Source organism: Mesorhizobium sp. M0910 (assembly GCF_040319465.1).
Classification (GTDB): Bacteria; Pseudomonadota; Alphaproteobacteria; order Rhizobiales; family Rhizobiaceae; genus Mesorhizobium.
The window spans coordinates 169,360-188,692 of the sequence record NZ_JAMYNZ010000010.1 but is presented as its reverse complement, the minus strand read 5'-3'; the positions used below and the strand labels follow the sequence as shown (position 1 = coordinate 188,692).

Sequence of the window (19,333 nt, the reverse complement as noted above, 5' to 3'; positions counted from 1 at the left end):
CCCCTAAAACAGGCGAAATAGCTGTTTTTGGCAATATGGCTAAATTACCTGCTTCACGAAGTACCTTCCCGATCAAATAACGCCTCGCTTGGTAGCTGTCCCTTGAGGCGCTCGCGAGTGAGCTCGAGGAGCGCACAGGCTATCTCGTCCTCGGTCCAGCCGGATTCCGCTGCGCGCTCAAACAATTGCTGGAGGGCCGGTCCCAAGGCGAGCTGGCACTGAAGGCCGCGGTCCGGATGGTCGACCGGGCAGCTTGGTTGCACGATCGGCGGGGCCCGTGGTTTTGACAGGAGAAATCTGCAAGCGATCTTCGGCGCGTTACCCATCTTCCACGGGACAGGCTGGGTCGCCTCGTGCCTGTGGGTCAGTTTGGCGACATGGCGGCGGACATAGCGTTCGTCGTCGTGGATTGTGATCCGTCCATATGCATGTGCGACGAGGTAGTTCCAGGTCGGCACCTGCTTGTGGAACTCCTGCTTGCTCGGATACCACTGCGGTGAAATGTAGGCGTCGGCGGCGCGGAACACCACGAGCACCTCATGGGCGGTCGTCAGGTCCTGCCAAACTGGATTGTTGCGCGCGACGTGGCAGCGAAGGGTACCGTTTTCTCCCTGTGACGTGTCGAGTTCGAAGGGATGTGATTGGCGTCGAGACCGCTCCGGCCATGGGTTATCAGCATGCCAAGTGCACTGTTCTCGATCAGTTCGTAGCGGACTTCTCGGCTCGGTTCATCGAAATGCGCGGGTACATACATGACAGGTTCCTTCACTGGCCGCCGGGTTCGCTATTCACCGGTTGACATCCGATGGCAAGCGTTCCAACGCGGCGGCGATCTGGCGCTTCGCTGCTGAGGGCAGAGGCAGGATGGGACGCGGGGGGTCGGCACGGCAAATGTCGAGCAATTCGGCAAGTGCATGGACGACGCGAAGGCTCGAGAACTCCTTGAAGAGGCTCCAGAGCGGCGCAAGCGTGGCATCGATCCGTCGCGCTTCGGCCGCATCGCCCTGTTGCGCCGCCGTGACGATCTTCACGCAGACCTCGGGCAGGATGCCGGCGAGGACGCTGTACCATGTGTCGGCGCCGGCGATCATGGCCTCTGCGGCGTTCCAGTCGCCGCTGTAGCCGATCGAGAACCCTTCCGGCACAGTGCGCCTCTGGTCGGCCAGATGGCTCTTGATCGCATCGCCCTTGTCTGTCGGATTCTTGATAGCGACAATCCCACCCACCTTTGCCAGGCGGCTGACGAGTGCTGGGGTGAAATGGAAATGCGTCGTTCCTGGATTGTCGTAGACGACGATCGGCAGGCCACTTTCGCGCGCCACAGTGGAGAAATGTTCGAACACCTCGTCCTCAGTAAGCGGGGTGTAGGAGGCGGCCGCAAGCAGCCCCGCGGCAGCTCCAAGGGCCTTGGCGTCCTGCGCGAATCTCACTGCTTCATCGGTGCGCAGCGCGCCCACACCCACCACGACCGGCATTCGCCCGGCGATTTCGTCCAAGGTCTCGGCGAGCGTCCGTCGCCGTTCCTCGCGCGACAGATACATATAGGTGCCGGTGCTGCCGAGAAGACCGATGGAGTCGACCTGAGCGGCGCCAAGCCGAGCAATCAGCCTGCGCAGAGCAACGGTATCGACGCGGCCGTCACGATCGGCGGGCGTGATGGGAAACGCGGAAAGACCGCTCAGGAATGCCATGGCAAGGCTCCAGGTTTGTGCGTGAGCGCAGGACTGGCCGGACGACAGGTCATCACAAGGCGTCCAGAGCCCGCCGCAGGTCGGCGATTAGGTCATCGACGTCTTCAAGACCCACCGAGAGACGCATGAGGTCCTCGCCGACTCCATCGGCCAGATGCGCATCCTTGCGGATCGGCTGACGAGCACGGGTCAGGCTTGCCGGATGATAGATGAGACTGTCGGCATCGCCGAGGCTGACAGCCCGGGTGATCAGGTTGAGCCGGTCCATCATCCGCCGCGCGCCCTCGAACCCAGCGTGGAGGCCAAAGGCCAACATGCCCGACCCTTGGGACATCTGCTTTCGCGCCGTCACCTGATCAGGGTGCGAGTCGAGGAAGGGATAACTTACCCATGCCACCGCCGGGTGCGCCTCGAGCGCCTGAGCCACCGCAAGGGCAGTGGCGCTGTGCCGTTCCATGCGCAGCGTGAGCGTCTTCAGACCGCGCAGGATCAGGAAGGCTGACATGGGCGAGAGCGCTGCGCCGGTGATGTAGCGCAGGCCCGTTTCGTGCAGCGTGCGGAGCGTTTGCGCGTCGCCGAGAATCGCCCCGCCAAGCGCATCGCCGTGCCCATTGATGTATTTGGTCAGCGAGTGGAGCACGAGGTCTGCCCCATGTTCGAGCGGCCGCTGGAGCGCGGGGGAGGCGAAGGTGCTGTCGACTGCAACCTTTACACCGCGCGCGTGGGCGCGCTCGGCAATGGCTCGGTGATCGCGGCATCGAGATTGTGAGGATCGGACAGGTCGACCGCGACGACCTTGATGCCGAAGCGGGGGACCGCCTGTTCGACCATGGCAAGCGTGTTCGCATAAAGCGTCCTGTGGACGATGAGTTCATCGCCTTGGGACAGGAGCGACAGGATCAGCGTCCCGAAAGCCGCCATCCCCGAGGCAACGACCAGACCTGCCTCGGCTCCTTCCAGATTGGCGAGCCGTTGCTCGAGGATCTCCGTCGTCGGATTGTATTCGCGCGCATAGAGCCTTCCGCCAAGGGCGGCGGCGGCCTCGTTCGCTGCCACGCTTTCGAATCCATAGGTCGAGGTCAAGAAGACTGGCGGCTGAACGGCATCGGAAAAGCCGGCCGGATCGTAGCCATGATGGATCGCCCGAGTGGCGAATGCGGGACCGGTGTCGTTGAGCGACCGCGTGAGAGCATCCGTTTCGGATTGATAGGAGCGGGTCATTCGGCCTCTAAGATCTTTCTTGGGTTTCCGAAAGATTGACGGCAAACTGGCCAATGTGAAATATCCAGTTAGCAATGAATGAAATGGTCCAGTCTTCAAGTGCCGGTTCTGCAGGTCGCTCGCACGCGATGGGTGCACGCCAGATCTACGAGGCTCTTCGCGAGCAAATCCTCGGCGGCGTCTATGAAACCGGTAGTCAGCTGCCGTCCTCCCGCGGCCTGGCAAGTGACCTTGGGGTTTCGCGAACGACGGTGACGGTCGCCTATGACCAACTGACCGCGGAAGGTTTCATCGAAGTCCGTCAAGGCGCACGACCTCGCGTTGCATCCTCGCTGATCGGTCCTGAGACGAGCCGCACCGTCGCGAAACGAGTCGGCCCGGTTCATCTGTCCGCCTATGGCGAACGACTGCGCGTTACGCCGCCCTGGCCGGATTATCTGCCGACTGGACTGAAGGTCGATTTCCGCTATGGCGACCTGGCGCCATCAGACTTCCCCGCATTGGTCTGGAAACGTGCGATGAACGAGGCGATGGGGCAGCGCCCGTTGCGTCTTGCCTATGACGACCCTCGCGGCTCGCGCCGGCTGCGCCAGGCGCTCCAGGGCTATCTCTGGCGCGCCCGAACCCTGAGCTGCGACCTCGAGCAGATCATCATCGTCAACGGTTCGCAGCAGGGCCTCGATCTGTGCGCTCGCCTGCTTCTTGATCGCGCCGACCGCTTCGTCATCGAGGACCCGTGCTACAGGATGGCGCGTCAGGTCTTTGCCAGTACGGGTGCCTTGCCCATCCCGGTCACCGTCGACGAGGACGGGATGAAGACGGAGTTGCTGGCGGGGATCGGGGCACGACTGGCCTATGTCACGCCATCGCATCAGTTTCCGCTGGGCGGCGTCATGCCGATCGCGCGCCGCCATCAGCTTCTGGAATGGGCGCGGCACAACAACGCCTATGTGATCGAGGACGACTACGACAGCGAATATCGCTACGACATCAATCCGGTCCCTCCGCTGCACAGTCTCGAGGACCACGGGGCTGTCATCTACCTCGGCACGATCTCCAAAACGCTCTCGCCGATGCTGCGTATCGGCTATCTCGTCGTCCCGACGGAATTGCAGGAGGTCTTCGCTACCGCCAAACAATTCGCGGACCGGCATTCGCCGGTGGCTGAACAGGAGGCTCTGGCCTCTTTGATCGAGAGTGGCGGCTACGAAAGCCATGTGCGGCGCGTGCGCAGGCTGAACGGCGAGCGTCGGGGGACGTTGCTGGGCGCCTTGCGGCGCAGCTTCGGAGATCGCATCGCTGTCCAGGGAGCAGAGGCCGGTCTGCACGTCGTCGTTTGGTTCGACGAACTGCCGCGATCGCGGGAAACGACCCTGGTCGAAGCCGCCCGAGGCGCGGGCCTGGGGCTACACCTGATCTCGCCCCTTTACGAGCGGCAGTCGGACGAAGGCCACATCGATCGCATGGGGCTTGTCATGGGCTATGCCGCCTTGAGCATTCGGCAGATCGAGAAGGGCGTTGAGATCCTGCGAGCGGTTGTCAAGCAGGTGCAAGATGCGTTGCCGGGACACTGTGGCTAAAACGGCGGGGACGTGGCGTGCTGGTGAGGAAACCGACCCTTGGGCTGAACCGCATTTCGTTTTGCAAAGCCAACTGGACTGGGAAAACGCCATGCAACTGGCGCTGTTGATCAGGCCAGTTTTGCAGCAGGTTTCCACGAGACGAAGCTCCGACAGCGATGATGACCTGGCTAGGAAAGCTGCTTCATATCCATATCGCGCCCGCTGCCTCCTATGAAATGGAGGAACTGGCGGAGGCGCAGCTTATTGCCCGCCGAGCCGAGAAGCGGAGCCGCAAGAAGGTCGCAGCTTGACTGATCTCGAGGGTCATTGTGGCGCGGGCAGCCACAGGCATAGGCTACGCGGACTATGAAAAGCGGGGCCAACCCATTCGCTTGCACACAGCCTGCGTTTTGCCAGCTCCTCAACCGTAACGTGCTGTCAATCTTCGTCTTGCCATGTGTCTTGAACGTCGAACTGTTCACGCCATTGGCGCCGCTTTGTCATCTCGTGCCCCGAAATGTGGCCGTCGTTCGAATGATATGCGGAGTTGCTTTTTCGCCAGAAACTGGCGAGCCAGATCGGTGTCGCGCTTACCCACGCGTGACACCCAGTCCGAAAACAGGCGAACCGCGCGCCGGTTCATATGCCGCGAAGGACAGACCAGCCAGTATCCCGGAAACTCGATGACCTCGAACTCTATCGAGACCGGAACCAGAGAACCCGACACCAGGTCCTCGAATGCGATGGATGTGCTTTCCAGGACCACACCTGCACCGTCCTTCGCCAGTTGAATCGACATTGACGAACGGTCGAAACGGTAAGGATAGGCCATGCGGGCGCCCTGGATACCGTTGCGCGGCAGCCAATAATCCCACCGGAAATAGGCCTTCACACTGTCGATCAACCGCGCACGGCGAAGCTGCTCGCGCGGATCCGGTGAGATCGCGCGCAGTCCGGCAAGATAGGAAGGCGAGCACATCGGCAGGATCAGATCGTTGACGACGCAATCCGAATAAAGGCCGGCCCAGCCGCCGTCGCCATAACGAAGATCGAGATCGATGACCTCCGTTTCGAAATCCGAGAAATTGGGCGTGGCGTCGACGCGCAAATTCCAGCTCGGATAGCCCTTGCTGAACTCGGCTAACCGAGGCGCCAGCCATTTCTCACCGAAGGAAGGACTGACGCGCAGGCTGAGCTGAAAGCTTTCGCGCTGCCGCACAATGGCATTACGCACCTCGCGTATGGATTCGAAAGCCTGGGTGGTGGTCTGGAAGAGCCGCTCACCGTCGATCGTGAGCGAGAGATGGCGCTTTTCGCGCTGAAAAAGCCGCACCCCGAGTTGGTGTTCGAGCAGCCGCAGCTGCTGGCTAACCGCCGAAGGTGTCACCTGCAATTCCTGCGCGGCCTTTGCCACACCGCCGAGCCGCGCGACCGCCTCGAAATACGTCATCGAATTGAACTTGATGTCTGACATCGTCCTCGTCAGTTAAGCTCAGCTACACAGAATGTTAAGAAACGAGAATTGAGCCGAATGTCAATCGGTCGCATCATCCTATGGTCTCGGGAGGAGATACAGAATGGGACCGGGTGCAGCCTCAAGCTTGGGTAGTGCCGGCAATGTGCCGGCAGTTGGACAGGCATCGACCAGGAAGCCCCTGATCGAGGCTTCCAATGTTAAGAAGAACTACGGCGCAACACGGGTCCTTCGGGGCGTGAGTTTTCAGGTCCGGCCTGGCGAAATCCACGCGCTCCTGGGCGGCAACGGCGCCGGCAAAAGCACCCTGATCCGCATCATCACCGGGCTGACCTCACGCGATGCCGGCGATATTAGCTTCGCCTCGTCGAAGGCCGGCCACGCCAGGCCGATCATCGCGGTGGTGCATCAGGAGCTGGCGCTATTGCCCGAGCTGTCGGTCGCGGAAAACATCGGCATCGTCCATGCAAAGGCGGGCTGGTCGCAGATCAGCCGTCGCTGCATGCGGGAAATCGCGCTTGGTGCGCTCCGCCTGATCGACCCCGCGATCGGCGAAGAGATCATCGATCGGCCGGCACGCAAATTGTCCCTCCACGAAGGCCAGATCGTCGAGATCGCCCGCGCACTTTCGACCGGAGCGGAAGTGCTGCTTCTCGATGAGCCCACCGCCAACCTGACAGCCGGCGAGACGGTCAAACTCGTCTCGGTGCTAAAGCGGCTGGTGCGAGAAGAAGGCATTGGTATCGTCTTTGTTTCTCACCGCATGCGCGAAATCCGCGCGCTCTGCGATGTCTGCACGATCTTGCGCGATGGCGTCACGATCGCGAATGCCACGCCCCTGGCCTCGCTCAGCGACGCGGACATCATCCAGCAGATGGGCCAACACGCGCAGCGTCCAGCAACCCACCGCAAACCGCAAAGGGGCCTCCCCCAGAGCCCACCGATCGAGCTGCTGGGCCCAAACAACGTCAGGATCGCAATTTCGTCCGGCACCATCCTGGGACTGGCCGGCGCACCGGCGGGCCCGACCGGCCTCATTGCTCCCCTGGTGGGCGCCGGACCGGGGGCTGGCTGGCGCCTTTCGGGCGGGGGCTTTGGGGACCGTTTCTCGTCCCCAGTGGCAGCGGCGCGGGCCGGTATCGGCTTTGTTTCGGGCGACCGCGCAACCAAAGGGATCCTTTCGCAGCTGCCCATCGTCGATAACGTGCTTGCAGCACGCAGGGTTCGCGAGAGGCGGCGGATCGTAGGCGCAGCCGAGCGGCAGGAATGTCGTGATCTCGTTTCGGCGCTGAAGTTGAAAGCCAGCTCGATCTGGGACCTGCCGGCCTCGTTGTCCGGCGGCAACCAGCAGAAGCTTCTCGTCGCACGGTGGCTTGGGCTGCCGCTCCGGATGGTGGTGCTGGAAGAGCCGACGCGTGGCGTCGACATCGGCACCAAGCATGACATTTACGGTTTGATCCGGGAGATGGCCGACGCTGGCGCGATCATCATCTGGTGGTCGACCGAGAACGTCGAACTGCTCGAGCTTTGCGACGCCATTTTCGCCTTTGACACCGATGGGCGGCCAAAGGGCTTTCTGCCTGAAGAGCACTTCACCGAGGAGGGGCTCGCCGAACTGACGGGGATGGCGGCATGACCGACGCAACCGACGGCACCACCACGACGAAAAAACTCCGGACCACCACGTCGCGCGTCCCAGTAGTTCTTTTGTCCTACCGCACGGAAGCCGCGATTGCCGCTGCGATCGTCGTCCTGCTGCTGGCCGTCGGCATGTTGGTGCCCGCAGCACTCAGCATGGGCAATGTGCAAAACATCATCCAGGCCGCCGCGCCTCTCATAATCATGTCGCTCGGTGTTTTGCTGGTCGTCATTACCGGCGGAATCGATCTTTCGGTCGGTTCAGTCTTTTCCCTGACCGGAATGGTGACCGCGTTGGCGATGGCCAATGGCGGTGACGGACTGACCGCGAGTGCTGCCGGCCTGGCGGTCGGCCTTGTGTTCGGCTCGATCAATGGCCTTCTGGTCACGGTCGTCGGGCTCGCGCCTTTCGTCGTCACGCTCATCACCTACGCGGTGGCGGGCAGCCTTGCCTTCATCGTCACCAATGGGCGTTCGATGCCGATCGGCGCCCCGGATTTCTGGCTCCTGAATTCGGGCGAGATCATCCCAGGCATCCCGAACCATCTTCTGTTCTGCATCATCCTGATGGTCCTGCTGGAATACGCCTTGCGCAAGGTCGTCCTTGGACGCTGGTTCTACGCCGTCGGCTCATCGGCAATTGCCGCCCGGCTGCTCGGCATTCCGGTTCTGCGCATTAAGTTCGCGGCCTATGTCGCTTCGGGCCTGCTCGCCTCTTTCGCCGGGCTGTTGACGGTAAGCTACATCCTCAACGCCGAAGCCACTGCCGGCGCCAGCCTGATGCTGCAGGCAATCGCCGCCGTCGTCATTGGCGGGGCCAGCCTCTTTGGCGGAACCGGGAGCGCGATCGGCGCCGTGCTGGGCGCGCTGATGATCACCTGTATCCAGAACGGCGTGAACCTCATTGGCGTGAACAGCTTCTGGCAAGGCTCGGTCACCGGCGCTGCAATCCTGCTCGCGGTTCTGATCGACCGCTTCAGCAATAACAACCGCATCTAGATCATCAACGGGAGGAACCAAGATGAAAATGAAGACAATCCTGCTTGCAGCATTGGCGGCGTCCGGCCTGTCCAGCGCATCATATGCTGAAGACAAGAAGACCGTCGCTTATATCGCCCCATCGCTGGATATCTCCTACTGGCAATGGGTCGGCTACGGCGTGAAGGAGAAGGCCAACGAGCTTGGCATGGACTATGTCGAGTACACGTCGGAGAATTCGCCCGCCAAGCAGATGGACAATGCCAGGACCGCCGTCACCAAAGGTGTCTCGGCCATTGTGATCGGCCCCGTTAGCTCGACATCGACACCGCCGCTGCTCGATTATCTGGCGAAGCAGAAAGTACCGATCGCGTTCGCCGGCATCGGGCCGCAGCCGGGCCTCACCAACTACACATCCTCGGTCACGGCGAACAACTATGAGACCGGCAAGGCGCAGGGGAAATTCACCTGCGAGCTCGCCAAGGAGCGTGGCGGCAACAAGGTCGGTATGCTGTCCTTGCCGCAGGATCGGGAGAATGCGCAGAAATACCTCAAGGGCGCCAAGGAGGCGTTCGCGGCCGCAGGGTGTGACCTCGTCCAGATGCTGGAGACGCGTGGCCTGACGATCAACGAAGCCGTCACCCAGGCAAATGACCTCTTGACCGCTAATCCCGATGTCAAGGCTATCTACGGCATGTATGACGAAGCCGGCAGCGGCGCCGCCAAGGTGGTCGAAACGCGCGGCCTGGCCGGCAAGATCGGCATTACCGTCGCCGATGGCTCGCCGACAACGATTGCGCTGCTCAAGACGGGAGCGATCCAAGGCATCTTCTTCCAGGAGGCGGTGGGCCAAGGGATCGACGGAACCCAACAGGTCTACAACGCACTGACGGGCGCGCCGGTGACCCAGGATCTGGCCTTGGTCATGCCTCTTGTTACGGCCGACAAGGTTGACAGTCCCGAGGCCAAGAAGGTCATCGCCCGCGTCTTTCCCCCGAGCAACTGACCGCCACCCAATGGACCCGCCGGCTTGGCCGGCGGGTCCAGACCTCAAGCAAGGAATCCCGACCGTGGCCGAGCTGCCGTTCATCGATCCGCACCATCATTTGTGGGATCTGGAGGCCAATTATTATCCGTGGCTGACCGACGGGGTTAAGCCGTCAGCCTTCGGTGACTACGAGGCGATCCGAAAAAGTTACCTTCTCGAGGACTATCTTGAGGACGGCAAGAACCAGAACCTCGTAAAATCGGTGCACCTGGATGTGGGGTTCGATCCCAGCGATCCGGTTGGGGAGACGCGCTGGCTGCAGGAGATCGCCGACAAGCGGGGGTTTCCCCACGGCATCGTCGGCTATGCCGACCTGTCTAGACCCGATGTTGGCGAGCTCCTCGACCGCCACATGGAACATCAGAACTTCCGCGGCATTCGGCAGTCGATGAACTACCATCCCGACGCCACCAAGACCTATCTGGCGCGGCCGGAGGTGAGCCGGACACCCGAATGGCGGCGTGGTTTCCGGGAGCTGGCGAAGCGACGGCTGAGCTTCGACCTGCAGCTCTACTATCCCCAGATGGGCGAGTTCCTCGAACTCGCGCGCGACTTTCCCGACGTCCAGATCATTCTCAATCACACCGGCATGCAGGTCGACGGCGCCGAGCATTTTGGCGCCTGGAAAAAAGGCATGCACCAGTTGGCGCAAGCGCCGAACGTCGCCTGCAAAATCTCGGGCCTCGGCATGGGCGACTGGACTTGGACCACGGCCTCGATTCGTCCTTATGTCGAGGAGGCGATCGCAGCCTTCGGCGTCGGCCGCTCGATGTTCGCGACGAACTTCCCCGTCGACAAGCTGTTCTCGAGCTTCGACGCCATTTTGAACGCCTTCAAGGAAACTACGATCGCCTACCCGCACGAGGAGCGGCTCGCGCTGTTCCATGACAACGCTGCCCGGTTCTACCGACTTTAGATCACCGGCAAAGAGAAATAGCAGGAGAGTTCGACATGTTGCTGAAGGGCAAGGCCGTGGTGATTTCAGGGGCCGCGAGCCCTCGGGGGATAGGCCGCTCCACGGCAACGCTGATGGCGGAGCAAGGCGCGCGCATTGCTATTCTTGACCTCGATGAGCAACAGGCCCGTGACGCCGCCGAGTCGCTTGGGCCCGAGCACATTGGCCTCGCCTGTAACGTCGCCGACCTCGATGCGTGCAAGAGGGCTGCTGCCGAAGTGGCCGAAGCCTTCGGCAAGGTCGACGTGCTGTGCAACATTGCCGGGATCACGCAGCCCGCAAAGACACTGGATATCGGCCCGGCTGACTGGGACCGCATGCTCGATGTCAACCTACGCGGCGTGCTCTATCTCAGCCAGGCATTCATCCCGAACATGCGCGAAAATGGCGGTGGCTCGATCATCTGCATGTCGTCGGTTTCGGCCCAGCGCGGCGGCGGCATCTTCGGTGGCCCGCACTATTCGGCTGCCAAGGCGGGTGTTCTGGGGCTTGCCAAGGCCATGGCGCGCGAATTCGGTCCCGAAGGCATCCGCGTCAACTGTGTCACACCGGGCCTGATCCAGACCGACATCACCGGCGGCAAACTGACCGAAGCCATGCGCGCCGACATCATCAAGGGAATCCCGCTCAGCCGGCTGGGGGATGCGCGCGACGTCGCTGGCGCCTATCTCTTTTTGGCGTCCGATCTGGCCAGCTACATCACCGGCGCCGTGATCGACGTCAACGGTGGGATGCTGATCCATGGCTGAGAGGATAACGGATCTTGAGATGCCTCGCGCTGGCAGCAATGTCAGCCTGGCCGAACGAGCCTATCGTATCCGCCGACATGCCGTGCGAATGGGCCAAGTCCAGGGCCAAGGTTATGTCGGACAGGCGCTGGGTGTCGCCGACGTGCTTGCCGTCGCCTATTTCCATGCGCTTCGCTACCGGCCGGAGGACACGTTGTGGGAGGGACGCGACCGCTTCCTGCTGTCGATCGGACACTATGCGATCGCGCTCTACGCGGCTCTGATCGAAGCGGGCGTGCTGCCGGAGGAAGAGCTCGAAACCTATGGCAGCGATGAAAGCCGTATGCCGATGTCGGGCATGGCGCCATACACGCCCGGCATGGAGATCACCGGCGGCTCGCTCGGTCACGGCCTTGGCATCGCTGTCGGTATGTGCATGGGGCTGAGGCGCAAGCAGAGCGACAGTTTCGTCTATAACCTCCTGTCCGACGGCGAACTCGGCGAGGGTTCGACCTGGGAAGCGGCGATGTCGGCGGCCCACCACAAGCTCGACAATCTCATTGCCATCGTCGACTTCAACAACCAGCAGGCCGACGGTCCATCGACGGCCATGCTTTCCTCCGAGCCGGTGACAGACAAGTTCGAGGCGTTCGGCTGGCACGCGCAGCGCGTCGACGGCAACGACATCGAAGCGGTCCGCGTGGCCTTCGACCTGGCGCGCGGGCTGAAGGAGCCTCGTCCGCGTGTGATCGTTTGCGATACCCGCATGGGCAAGGGCGTGCCGTTCCTGGAAACCCGCGACATCACGCATTTCATCCGCGTCGAACCGCATGAATGGGCGCTGGCGCTCGAAGCTTTGGAGAAGGGACGTCCGCGTTGAGGTTGTCAAAGTTCGCGCCGCGCCACGCCGCCAATGCCGGTGAGCGCAAGACCACATCGGCGATGATCGCGTCGATCGCGCCCGATGGCGTACCGACACGCAATGCGCCGTTCGGGCACACACTGGCCAGACTGGCGCACCAGCGGCCCGGGATAGTTGGCCTGACGGCGGACCTCGCGAAATACACCGATCTCCATGTCTTCGCACAGGAGCATCCGGACCGCTTCTATCAGATGGGCATGGCGGAGCAGGTGCTGATGAGCGTCGCCGCCGGCTTGGCGCGGGAGGGTTTTACGCCCTTCGCCACCACCTACGCCGTCTTCGCATCGCGACGTGCCTACGATTTCATCTGCATGGCGATCGCCGAGGAGAGACTCAATGTGAAGATCGTCTGCGCCTTACCGGGGCTGACGACCGGCTACGGCCCCAGCCACCAGGCGACGGAGGACATCGCGATCTTCCGCGGGATGCCGAACCTGACGATCATCGACCCTTGCGACGCGCTCGACATCGAACAGGCCACGGAGGCGATCGCGGACTACAACGGGCCGGTCTACATGCGGCTTTTGCGCGGCAAGGTCCCTGTCGTGCTCGACGAGTACGATTACACATTCCAAATCGGCAAGGCACGCCTGTTGCGCGAGGGTGAGGATGTGCTGTTCATTTCAAGCGGCCTGATGACCATGCGCGCGCTGGAGGCGGCGAAGGCGCTTGAAGCCGACAGGATCGGCTGCGCCGTTCTGCACGTTCCGACGATCAAGCCTCTGGACACGCAGACGATACTTGCCGCGGCGCGCCGTCCGGGACGGCTAGTGATAGTGACCGAGAACCACACCATCATCGGTGGGCTGGGCGAAGGTGTCGCCGCGCTGCTGATGCGGGAGGGAGTGGCCCCAGTCTTTCGGCAGATCGCCCTGCCGGACGAGTTCCTCGACGCTGGCGCGCTGCCGACGCTTCACGATCGCTACGGGATCTCAACTTCCGAGCTCGTGCGCCGCGTCCGCACTTGGAGCGAGAAGTAAGAGCTCTCCCCATGCAACAGTTGAGCCGTCGACTTGAACTGTGAGCTGGCTAACCCCGCCGCGGTTGTCGCGCTCGTCACAGCGTTGTGGACTAAGGACCTGGGCTTCCCTGATGCCTGTCAATCGGGCACATCCTGCGCGGCACTGATTGAGCACCGGCCTCCTGTTCAGATGCGGCTGGACGAGCTGTCTTCCAGTGGTAAGGAGAGAACTTCCTAGGATCTTGAACACACATCGAGGGCATTCGAGGACTTGGTGTCAGGCCCCCTGGTGCCGGTCTCCCGCGAGTTCGACGTAAGCAAGTTTCGGGATGTTGGCTCGTCTGTCCTTCGCGGCATATGGACCGGCGCGCGGCTCGCCTGTTCTCGGAACGGGTGTCACGGCACCGGTTTGGTCGAAGGTTGGTGGCGCGAAGCGAAAGAAGCTGGCCGCAACTACCTCGCCCGCCAGCAGGGCGACGCCGTCCTGGCCCCCGCCGGATACAACTTCTCGCTCCTGCTCCGGTGGCGGAAGGCTCTTTTGGGGCTACTCATCGCCGCCCTCAAAAGTCAGCCGAAGGAGCTCGAAGCCTGACGGCCGATTACGGACATCTGCTGTTCGAGCAGGCAATCCCGAGCGACAACGGTGTCGTTGACGAACTGCGGCCTCATTTCGAGTCCGCCCATCTCGACGCACGGGAAGTGTATCATCGTACATCAGGATCGACTTCCATCCTGCGCCAACGGGCCCAGACTCCGGTATCATCCAGAGGTGGAAAGCTCATCTTCGGTCTGGCTCGCGATCCGGCTCGCGTTCGTGAGATTTCCCTGCGCCACCGGTCGCCGGGCTGAAGCGTCAGGATATCGGCGAAGACGCGGCATTCTTGAGCGTCCAGCTTGGGCGCGAGCCAAAGAGTAAATTCGGATCGCAGCAATGTTACGATCGCAAGCGGTGACACTCGGTCCGTAGGCCCAACTTTGATCAATCGCGGCCGGGCGCCAATCTCTCACCGCAGGTCCCCGAGTGCGCGCATGCAGTGCCTCCCAGCATTTGTCGGCCGGCGAGCAACGAATTTGCCCTGCAGTTGATGACATTTAGCTGGCCAATCTGCTTGCGGTGATCGATGCGGGGGCAGCATTGTTGGGGTTTGCACGGAATCCGCGTCGCACTGAGCCGGCATCAGCCGCCCCGATCTCGCCCAGCAACAAGGACAGGCCGCACCTAACCCAAGGCCACCGAAGCTGCACGGACGTTCAGTCGATGTTTACCATTCGCTATTATCTTTCGCGAAGCGGCAAGGTTCTGAGTACCGCGCAAGTCAAAGGGCCTGCTCCAGACAATGGGGCGGGCCTTTTTGCGTCACTTTGGAGAACGGACTCCAACGAATTGCCGGTTACCTGAAAAATAGGCCCCAGGCTGTGAAACGTCGAACGTGGCCGGGTTGTTGGTGCATCCGCAATCGGTTGGAAGGCAGGCCCCATTCTCGCGATACTCTGCCAGCGTCAGGGCTGGGCCAGCGGTAGGTTAGGGCGTCACGACCCGCAACATGGCGGCGTCATAGACGAACGAAACACGATTTCGTCCATGTTGTTTCGCTTCAAAAAGGCACCGTCCGGCAGTGCGAAGGACGTCCTGAGCATCTGCATTGGGAGAAATTTCCGCGCCTCCAATGCTGACAGTCACTTTCACCCATGAGAGCGCGTTTAATTAAGTTGGGGTCAATTCGTGGCAGCAGGGTTCGTGCTATGAAGAAGGGACCGGTTCCCAACCGCGGCGAGGCACTTGCCTTCATCAGTGCCAGTCTCAAAGAACTGGAGGCACTGCGCGGCGGGTCTCGTGTATTGTCGCGTCGACTGACCAGTGCGCTTGATGCGCATGGTGGATGCGGTGGCTTCACCTGGGTGACCGCGAGCCCCATCGATGTTTCCTGGTCCAGGGAACCAAAACCTTTAACCGGTGCGAAGAAAAGGCATGACGTCGGCGCGAAAAAACAGCCGGACGGTCACTCCCTCCGCCAGATGCCCTTGATTTCATTAAACCTTTTGTCGGTATCTTCTTGCGGCCCCAATTTCGGCCCTAACGGACAGACTCGTCAGTGAGTCGTGGGGCTCGGGAACAGGAACTTGTACCCTTCCTTGAGAATCCACCGGGCGCGGGCGAGATGAGTTTCCCAGGCTCGGTGCGCCCGCTTCGGTTCCTTCTCGGGATCGATATGCAGCACAGTCCTGGCAACCACGCGCCAATCCTCGTCGTCATAGGCGGCGTCCAGCAGCCACATATACATGGCGACGCGTTTATTGTCGTATGGGGTGAGGTAGGGCTCGCTTGGCGCTTCGTCTGCGACCTCGGGATCCGGAAGCGGGCTGACCACTACGCCGCCTTCTTCGGGTCGCCGATGACGCGCGCCGGCAGATACGCTGGAGCCGGAGGCGGCAGCAAAAAATTGTTGTCAGCTGCAGTGCTCATGGGCGCAATATACATTGCGAATAGTGCCCATTCAACGCTGCGATCAAGATGGACGCGGCACGAGTCTTGCATGGCGCTCAACACGGCGAAGACCAAAGAAAACCGCGTGCGCTCCCTCGGCCATATCAATCGATTTTATCCGACGTGTCACATCCGCGTGATCTAGCGACACCTAATTAAAGCGGCTAAGGGGGACCGTGGTTTGGGAAAAATTCTTATGAACAGCCAAAAAGACGCAGAGCGTATCCGGGCCGAAATGTCGATCGCGCAGGCGATTTACGACGCCATTTGCGAGATGAACGGATCTTCGTACAGGCAAGACAAAGTACCTTTGCGGTGGGATACTTCGTCAGGCACACCGTTGAGCCTGATGAGTATTGACGGCTTTTTCGAATTGCGGGAACTGGCCCGGCGGATAGCGTCGAAGATCGACACGCCTGCGCTCATCAGTCTCAAAAGCCACACCGCGCAGCCGTCGAAAAAGATTGACTTCCACTAGGGTAGATTTGCCATCGCCGTGAAAAGGTTGCTCGAGATCACGTCGAGGATGGCATCCACCTGGCCCGTGGCGCGGTTGTCGCGCTGGTCGACGCCATCCGCGCCTGCGAGGTCGGTGACGCTTGCGCCGGCCCAAGCACGCGCGCATTCTGCCCCGAACCAAAAACTGGGGAGGGCCGAATGTTCGAAATCGGAAGAGATTACCGCATCACCATGATTGTAGCCGTTCCGGGCGACTGGAGCGACGAAACTGGCGTCTGGACGGTCGCGGAAGTTGATGGGACGCTAGTGAAACTCACCAATCCCTACACCCCGGACACGATCATTAACACGGCGTCATGGCATTTCGTCCGCGCCGAGATTGTCTAGGCGCAACTTAGAAGTTGTCGAACAGCCCCGCCGCCATCATGCCGCCGATCAGGTCCTGTCCAAGATTGTTGGGGTGAGTTCCGTCTCCAGGACCCATCTAATGAACGTAGTTGAACTGGTTGATGATGAAGCGGCGGTACAGATCGACCACTGGCACCCTGTTTAGGGCGCAGACCTCAAGCATGGCGTTGGCGTAGTCGATCAGCTGGCTTCCGGCTCCTCCCGCAGTGCCGTCCAGCGTCCGCCATATCGGCGTCGTGAAGATGAGCTTCAGGTTCGGCCGGGCGGTCATGATCGTCTGGATGCCGTAGTTGATGGCTCCCTTGAAGGTCGCCCCGGTTATGTCCGCATTGGTGCCGATGGGGCACGTCGGGCCGGCGCCGGTGAAGTCGTTGGTGCCGAACGAGGGGATCAGGTAATCCAGCAGGCTGTAATCCACCGATGCGATGCGCGCTGCAATCGCTGGAAAGGTGCCTCCGATGACCGTTGCTGCGGCTATCTGTTGGGAAAAATCACCGGAGGCAATGGCATCGGCCAGCCGGTAAAACGAGAACTTGTCATAGTTCGCAGCATGGTTGGCCATGCGGGTACCGCCGCCGCCGCAGTTGGTGATCGTCATGCCGGTGCGCTGGGCAATCTTGGCGGTCGGCGTGATGCCCGGCCAGATGACACTTTCGATGATGCTATCGCCGAAGTGCGCACCGATCTTGCCGGCGAACTGCGAGGCCGGCACGGAGGCAACGTCCTTGGCCAGTTTGTCAAACCGGCCATGGTTATCGATCAGCCGGCCCGGTGCCTTCTGGATGGCCCAGCCGGGAAGGTAGGCATCCGCGGCCAAGGCCCCTGTCGGAAGGATGCGGAGCTGGTGATTAAGGCCGTAGGTAACGTCGTTCTGGGTGACCACGATGGGCAGCGAAATATACGTCAGGCCATTGACCGTTTTGGTTATCTGAACGGTCTGGGTCACCCTGGACGACACCGAATGTAGTGGATGAACTGGATGGACTGGGCACTCCCCGCCATGAAGGCGAAGATACACCAGACAGTTTCTCCCACCGTCAACCCTGCTTTGGCTACGGGCGTCTCGATGTCGTGCAGCGTGGCCGGCCGGCAGCTTGATGGCCTGGTGCCGAAGGGCGAGCCTGCCGGCGCGTTGACCAGAACAGGAGGAAACCCGCCAGCCGATGCTCCGATCAGGGGGTTGCCAGCATAGTCGTTGGTGACGCCGCTGGCCGCAATGCGGAAGAACGGGTCGATGTTAAGCTTCGGGTGCGCATCCTCCGCCACCATGGCCGCAGATTGGAGAGCCCCGCCGATGTAGGTCAGGCGTGACTTGGCCTTCTGGACAGCCCAGCCGAGCACGAACAGGCATTCGCACCGACGCCGGCAGCGATGTTGAGCCGAACCAGCAGGCTCGTGCCAAACGTGACATCGTTCTGGGTCGGCATGACGGTCAGCCCAACGCTCATGTAGCCCAGCCCGCCCGCCACTGCCGGGTTGACCGTGTTGCTCTCGTTGTGCGCCACCCCGGATGACACCGCGATGCTGCCGATGATCTGAAGGCTTTGTGCGGCGATCAGATCAACGATGATTTCAACGGGTTCACCAACCCGCAGGCCGAGGTCGGCAGCGGACACTTTGAGGTCCAAAAGCGTCGCCCCGACCGACAGAGACAAGGCGCCACGCCTGTCGTTCAATTTTGGCGAGGTGATATTCGGAAACGGCTTCGTGTCGGCGAGGGTGCGGCATCCCGCAGAATAGGAATATATTCCGCATGCCGTCAAGCACATAGACTTCGTCCTGCCCTCAGCGCCTGCTCGCCGCGGGCATTTTGGGGGGAAGCATGAATCAAGTTACGTGCGTTTGTAGCCATCAGCGTTTTGTCGGGCTGCGCTACTCGCCCAGCCGACATCAAGCCCATGCTGGTTTCGTCCAGCGTATACGCGGGCAAGTCCTGCAGCCAGTTGGAAGCCGAACTTTACCGAACGAGTTCCGACCTCGCGCCGATAATGGCCGTACAAGACAGAACCGCCCGCCGTGACGTGGACGGCGTGTTTTGGCTTGGCTTGCCGGTTGGCAGCATGATGCGACAACACGACATCAAGGTACGTGAAGCCAAGACCGGCGAGCTGAAGGGCAACATGAACGCGATCAACGCAGCCCGACGAAAGGGCGGCTGTGTTGCAGTCTGTAAGCCGTTCCAACGTTAAAAATTGTCGGGTTGCTCCCCGCCCTCGCGACTGCGGAGTGGTCGTTTCATCGATTGACTCGCGTAATGCACCGGCAGTTAATCTCCCCGCCAGGGCAAAAGAGGGGCTATGAAACTGGGAGCAAACGATGACTGTCCAAAAAGAAGACTATCGAACCAACAGAGCCGACTACGCCATAGCTGCGATGCATAGCCGAGCGACCGCTGAGGGCGATCGTGACGATTTGTTGACGAGGAAAAAGTCCCTGTGGGTAACAGATCGGCGATCTGCAAAATTGGCTGCAAACCCGTCCGAAAGCTCGCCAGAACCCAAGGCAAAAGCGCCGCTAAGTGAATCGGACGCCAGCCACTTTCTTACCGCCGCGTACTTCGTTCGCATGGTTCGATTATATTAGATTTATCTAAAATACCAACCAGCCAGTCGAGCATTCCCGAACGCTCGCTGGTCAGGCCCAGCGGCCGCCCCCTAACCCAAGCTGCTGGGCCGCCCGCTAAGGAAGTGCGTTGTATCACTGATACGCTCGTCGGTGACCGCCTCCGTACCGCGGCCGTGATCGCAACCACGTCACCGATGCCAACGCCCCGCATCGTACCACTCAAACGAATGGCCTGGAT

18 protein-coding genes and 4 pseudogenes are annotated in these 19,333 nt (G+C 61.3%); 14 read left to right on the top strand and 8 right to left on the bottom strand.

Annotated elements, in window-relative coordinates; all coding sequences use genetic code 11:
- Positions 1 to 53: 53 nt before the first annotated feature.
- From NKH78_RS24345 to NKH78_RS24335, 3 genes and pseudogenes are all read right to left on the bottom strand, one after another.
- Positions 54 to 754 (bottom strand): annotated as a pseudogene (locus NKH78_RS24345) (FMN-binding negative transcriptional regulator).
- A gap of 34 nt (positions 755 to 788) precedes the next feature.
- Positions 789 to 1,691 (bottom strand): dihydrodipicolinate synthase family protein, encoded by a 903-nt coding sequence (locus NKH78_RS24340; protein WP_352884478.1) that lies wholly within the window; start codon positions 1,689 to 1,691, stop codon positions 789 to 791.
- Positions 1,692 to 1,743: 52 nt separating this feature from the next.
- Positions 1,744 to 2,912, bottom strand: a pseudogene (locus NKH78_RS24335) (trans-sulfuration enzyme family protein).
- Between the two features lie 83 nt (positions 2,913 to 2,995).
- Between NKH78_RS24335 and pdxR the strand changes: the two are divergent.
- The gene (gene pdxR / locus NKH78_RS24330) at positions 2,996 to 4,492 is read left to right on the top strand and encodes a MocR-like pyridoxine biosynthesis transcription factor PdxR (RefSeq protein ID WP_502899833.1); all 1,497 of its coding nucleotides are present in this window, start codon (positions 2,996 to 2,998) and stop codon (positions 4,490 to 4,492) included.
- A 161-nt stretch (positions 4,493 to 4,653) separates the two neighbouring features.
- Positions 4,654 to 4,749 (top strand): annotated as a pseudogene (locus NKH78_RS24325) (MOSC domain-containing protein); the annotation flags it as partial.
- Between the two features lie 203 nt (positions 4,750 to 4,952).
- Here the strand turns inward: NKH78_RS24325 and NKH78_RS24320 are convergent.
- Entirely contained in the window at positions 4,953 to 5,948 is a 996-nt protein-coding gene (locus tag NKH78_RS24320; protein WP_352884475.1) for a LysR substrate-binding domain-containing protein, read from the bottom strand.
- A gap of 103 nt (positions 5,949 to 6,051) precedes the next feature.
- On the opposite strand from NKH78_RS24320, the gene NKH78_RS24315 reads away from it, so the two are divergent.
- From NKH78_RS24315 to NKH78_RS24275, 9 genes and pseudogenes are all read left to right on the top strand, one after another.
- Positions 6,052 to 7,584, top strand: a complete 1,533-nt coding sequence (locus tag NKH78_RS24315) for an ATP-binding cassette domain-containing protein (RefSeq protein WP_352884474.1) — start codon at positions 6,052 to 6,054, stop codon at positions 7,582 to 7,584.
- A complete protein-coding gene (locus NKH78_RS24310; protein ID WP_352786282.1) occupies positions 7,581 to 8,585 on the top strand; it encodes an ABC transporter permease in 1,005 nt (334 codons plus the stop codon). Before NKH78_RS24315 ends, NKH78_RS24310 begins: the two co-directional genes overlap by 4 nt.
- Positions 8,586 to 8,613: 28 nt before the next feature.
- The gene (locus NKH78_RS24305; RefSeq protein ID WP_502899837.1) at positions 8,614 to 9,570 is read left to right on the top strand and encodes a substrate-binding domain-containing protein; all 957 of its coding nucleotides are present in this window, start codon (positions 8,614 to 8,616) and stop codon (positions 9,568 to 9,570) included.
- 64 nt (positions 9,571 to 9,634) lie between these two features.
- On the top strand, positions 9,635 to 10,528 hold the full coding sequence (locus NKH78_RS24300) for an amidohydrolase family protein (protein ID WP_352884473.1): 894 nt from the start codon (positions 9,635 to 9,637) through the stop codon (positions 10,526 to 10,528).
- Between the two features lie 35 nt (positions 10,529 to 10,563).
- Entirely contained in the window at positions 10,564 to 11,316 is a 753-nt protein-coding gene (locus tag NKH78_RS24295; protein WP_023722445.1) for an SDR family NAD(P)-dependent oxidoreductase, read from the top strand.
- Between the two features lie 19 nt (positions 11,317 to 11,335).
- On the top strand, positions 11,336 to 12,175 hold the full coding sequence (locus NKH78_RS24290) for a transketolase (RefSeq protein ID WP_352884472.1): 840 nt from the start codon (positions 11,336 to 11,338) through the stop codon (positions 12,173 to 12,175).
- A complete protein-coding gene (locus NKH78_RS24285; RefSeq protein WP_502899832.1) occupies positions 12,172 to 13,197 on the top strand; it encodes a transketolase family protein in 1,026 nt (341 codons plus the stop codon). The genes NKH78_RS24290 and NKH78_RS24285 overlap by 4 nt, the downstream gene beginning before the upstream one ends.
- Before the next feature lie 426 nt (positions 13,198 to 13,623).
- Positions 13,624 to 13,770, top strand: a pseudogene (locus NKH78_RS24280) (IS5/IS1182 family transposase); the annotation flags it as partial.
- 1,151 nt (positions 13,771 to 14,921) lie between these two features.
- The gene (locus NKH78_RS24275; protein WP_352451783.1) at positions 14,922 to 15,275 is read left to right on the top strand and encodes a hypothetical protein; all 354 of its coding nucleotides are present in this window, start codon (positions 14,922 to 14,924) and stop codon (positions 15,273 to 15,275) included.
- Here the strand turns inward: NKH78_RS24275 and NKH78_RS24270 are convergent.
- Entirely contained in the window at positions 15,269 to 15,547 is a 279-nt protein-coding gene (locus NKH78_RS24270) for a hypothetical protein (protein ID WP_023722441.1), read from the bottom strand. The two genes, NKH78_RS24275 and NKH78_RS24270, sit on opposite strands and share 7 nt — an antisense overlap.
- Before the next feature lie 312 nt (positions 15,548 to 15,859).
- Between NKH78_RS24270 and NKH78_RS24265 the strand changes: the two genes are divergently transcribed.
- Both NKH78_RS24265 and NKH78_RS24260 read left to right on the top strand, forming a co-directional pair.
- Positions 15,860 to 16,141 carry a hypothetical protein gene (locus tag NKH78_RS24265; RefSeq protein ID WP_023722439.1) on the top strand — a complete coding sequence of 94 codons (282 nt, stop codon included), beginning with the start codon at positions 15,860 to 15,862 and terminating at the stop codon, positions 16,139 to 16,141.
- A gap of 179 nt (positions 16,142 to 16,320) precedes the next feature.
- Complete coding sequence (locus NKH78_RS24260; RefSeq protein ID WP_023722438.1) at positions 16,321 to 16,509, top strand: hypothetical protein; 189 nt, start codon at positions 16,321 to 16,323, stop codon at positions 16,507 to 16,509.
- 97 nt (positions 16,510 to 16,606) lie between these two features.
- Here the strand turns inward: NKH78_RS24260 and NKH78_RS24255 are convergent, their stop codons facing one another.
- From NKH78_RS24255 to NKH78_RS24245, 3 genes are read right to left on the bottom strand one after another with little or no spacing between them, the layout of a single operon-like run.
- Positions 16,607 to 17,476, bottom strand: a complete 870-nt coding sequence (locus NKH78_RS24255; RefSeq protein ID WP_352884470.1) for an SGNH/GDSL hydrolase family protein — start codon at positions 17,474 to 17,476, stop codon at positions 16,607 to 16,609.
- Positions 17,473 to 17,871, bottom strand: a complete 399-nt coding sequence (locus NKH78_RS24250; protein WP_352884469.1) for a hypothetical protein — start codon at positions 17,869 to 17,871, stop codon at positions 17,473 to 17,475. Before NKH78_RS24250 ends, NKH78_RS24255 begins: the two co-directional genes overlap by 4 nt.
- A complete protein-coding gene (locus NKH78_RS24245; protein WP_352884468.1) occupies positions 17,832 to 18,185 on the bottom strand; it encodes a hypothetical protein in 354 nt (117 codons plus the stop codon). The genes NKH78_RS24250 and NKH78_RS24245 overlap by 40 nt, the downstream gene beginning before the upstream one ends.
- Positions 18,186 to 18,428: 243 nt before the next feature.
- Between NKH78_RS24245 and NKH78_RS24240 the strand changes: the two genes are divergently transcribed.
- Positions 18,429 to 18,719: a hypothetical protein gene (locus tag NKH78_RS24240; protein WP_352707951.1), complete on the top strand. Its 291-nt coding sequence runs from the start codon at positions 18,429 to 18,431 to the stop codon at positions 18,717 to 18,719.
- Positions 18,720 to 19,333: the final 614 nt, after the last annotated feature.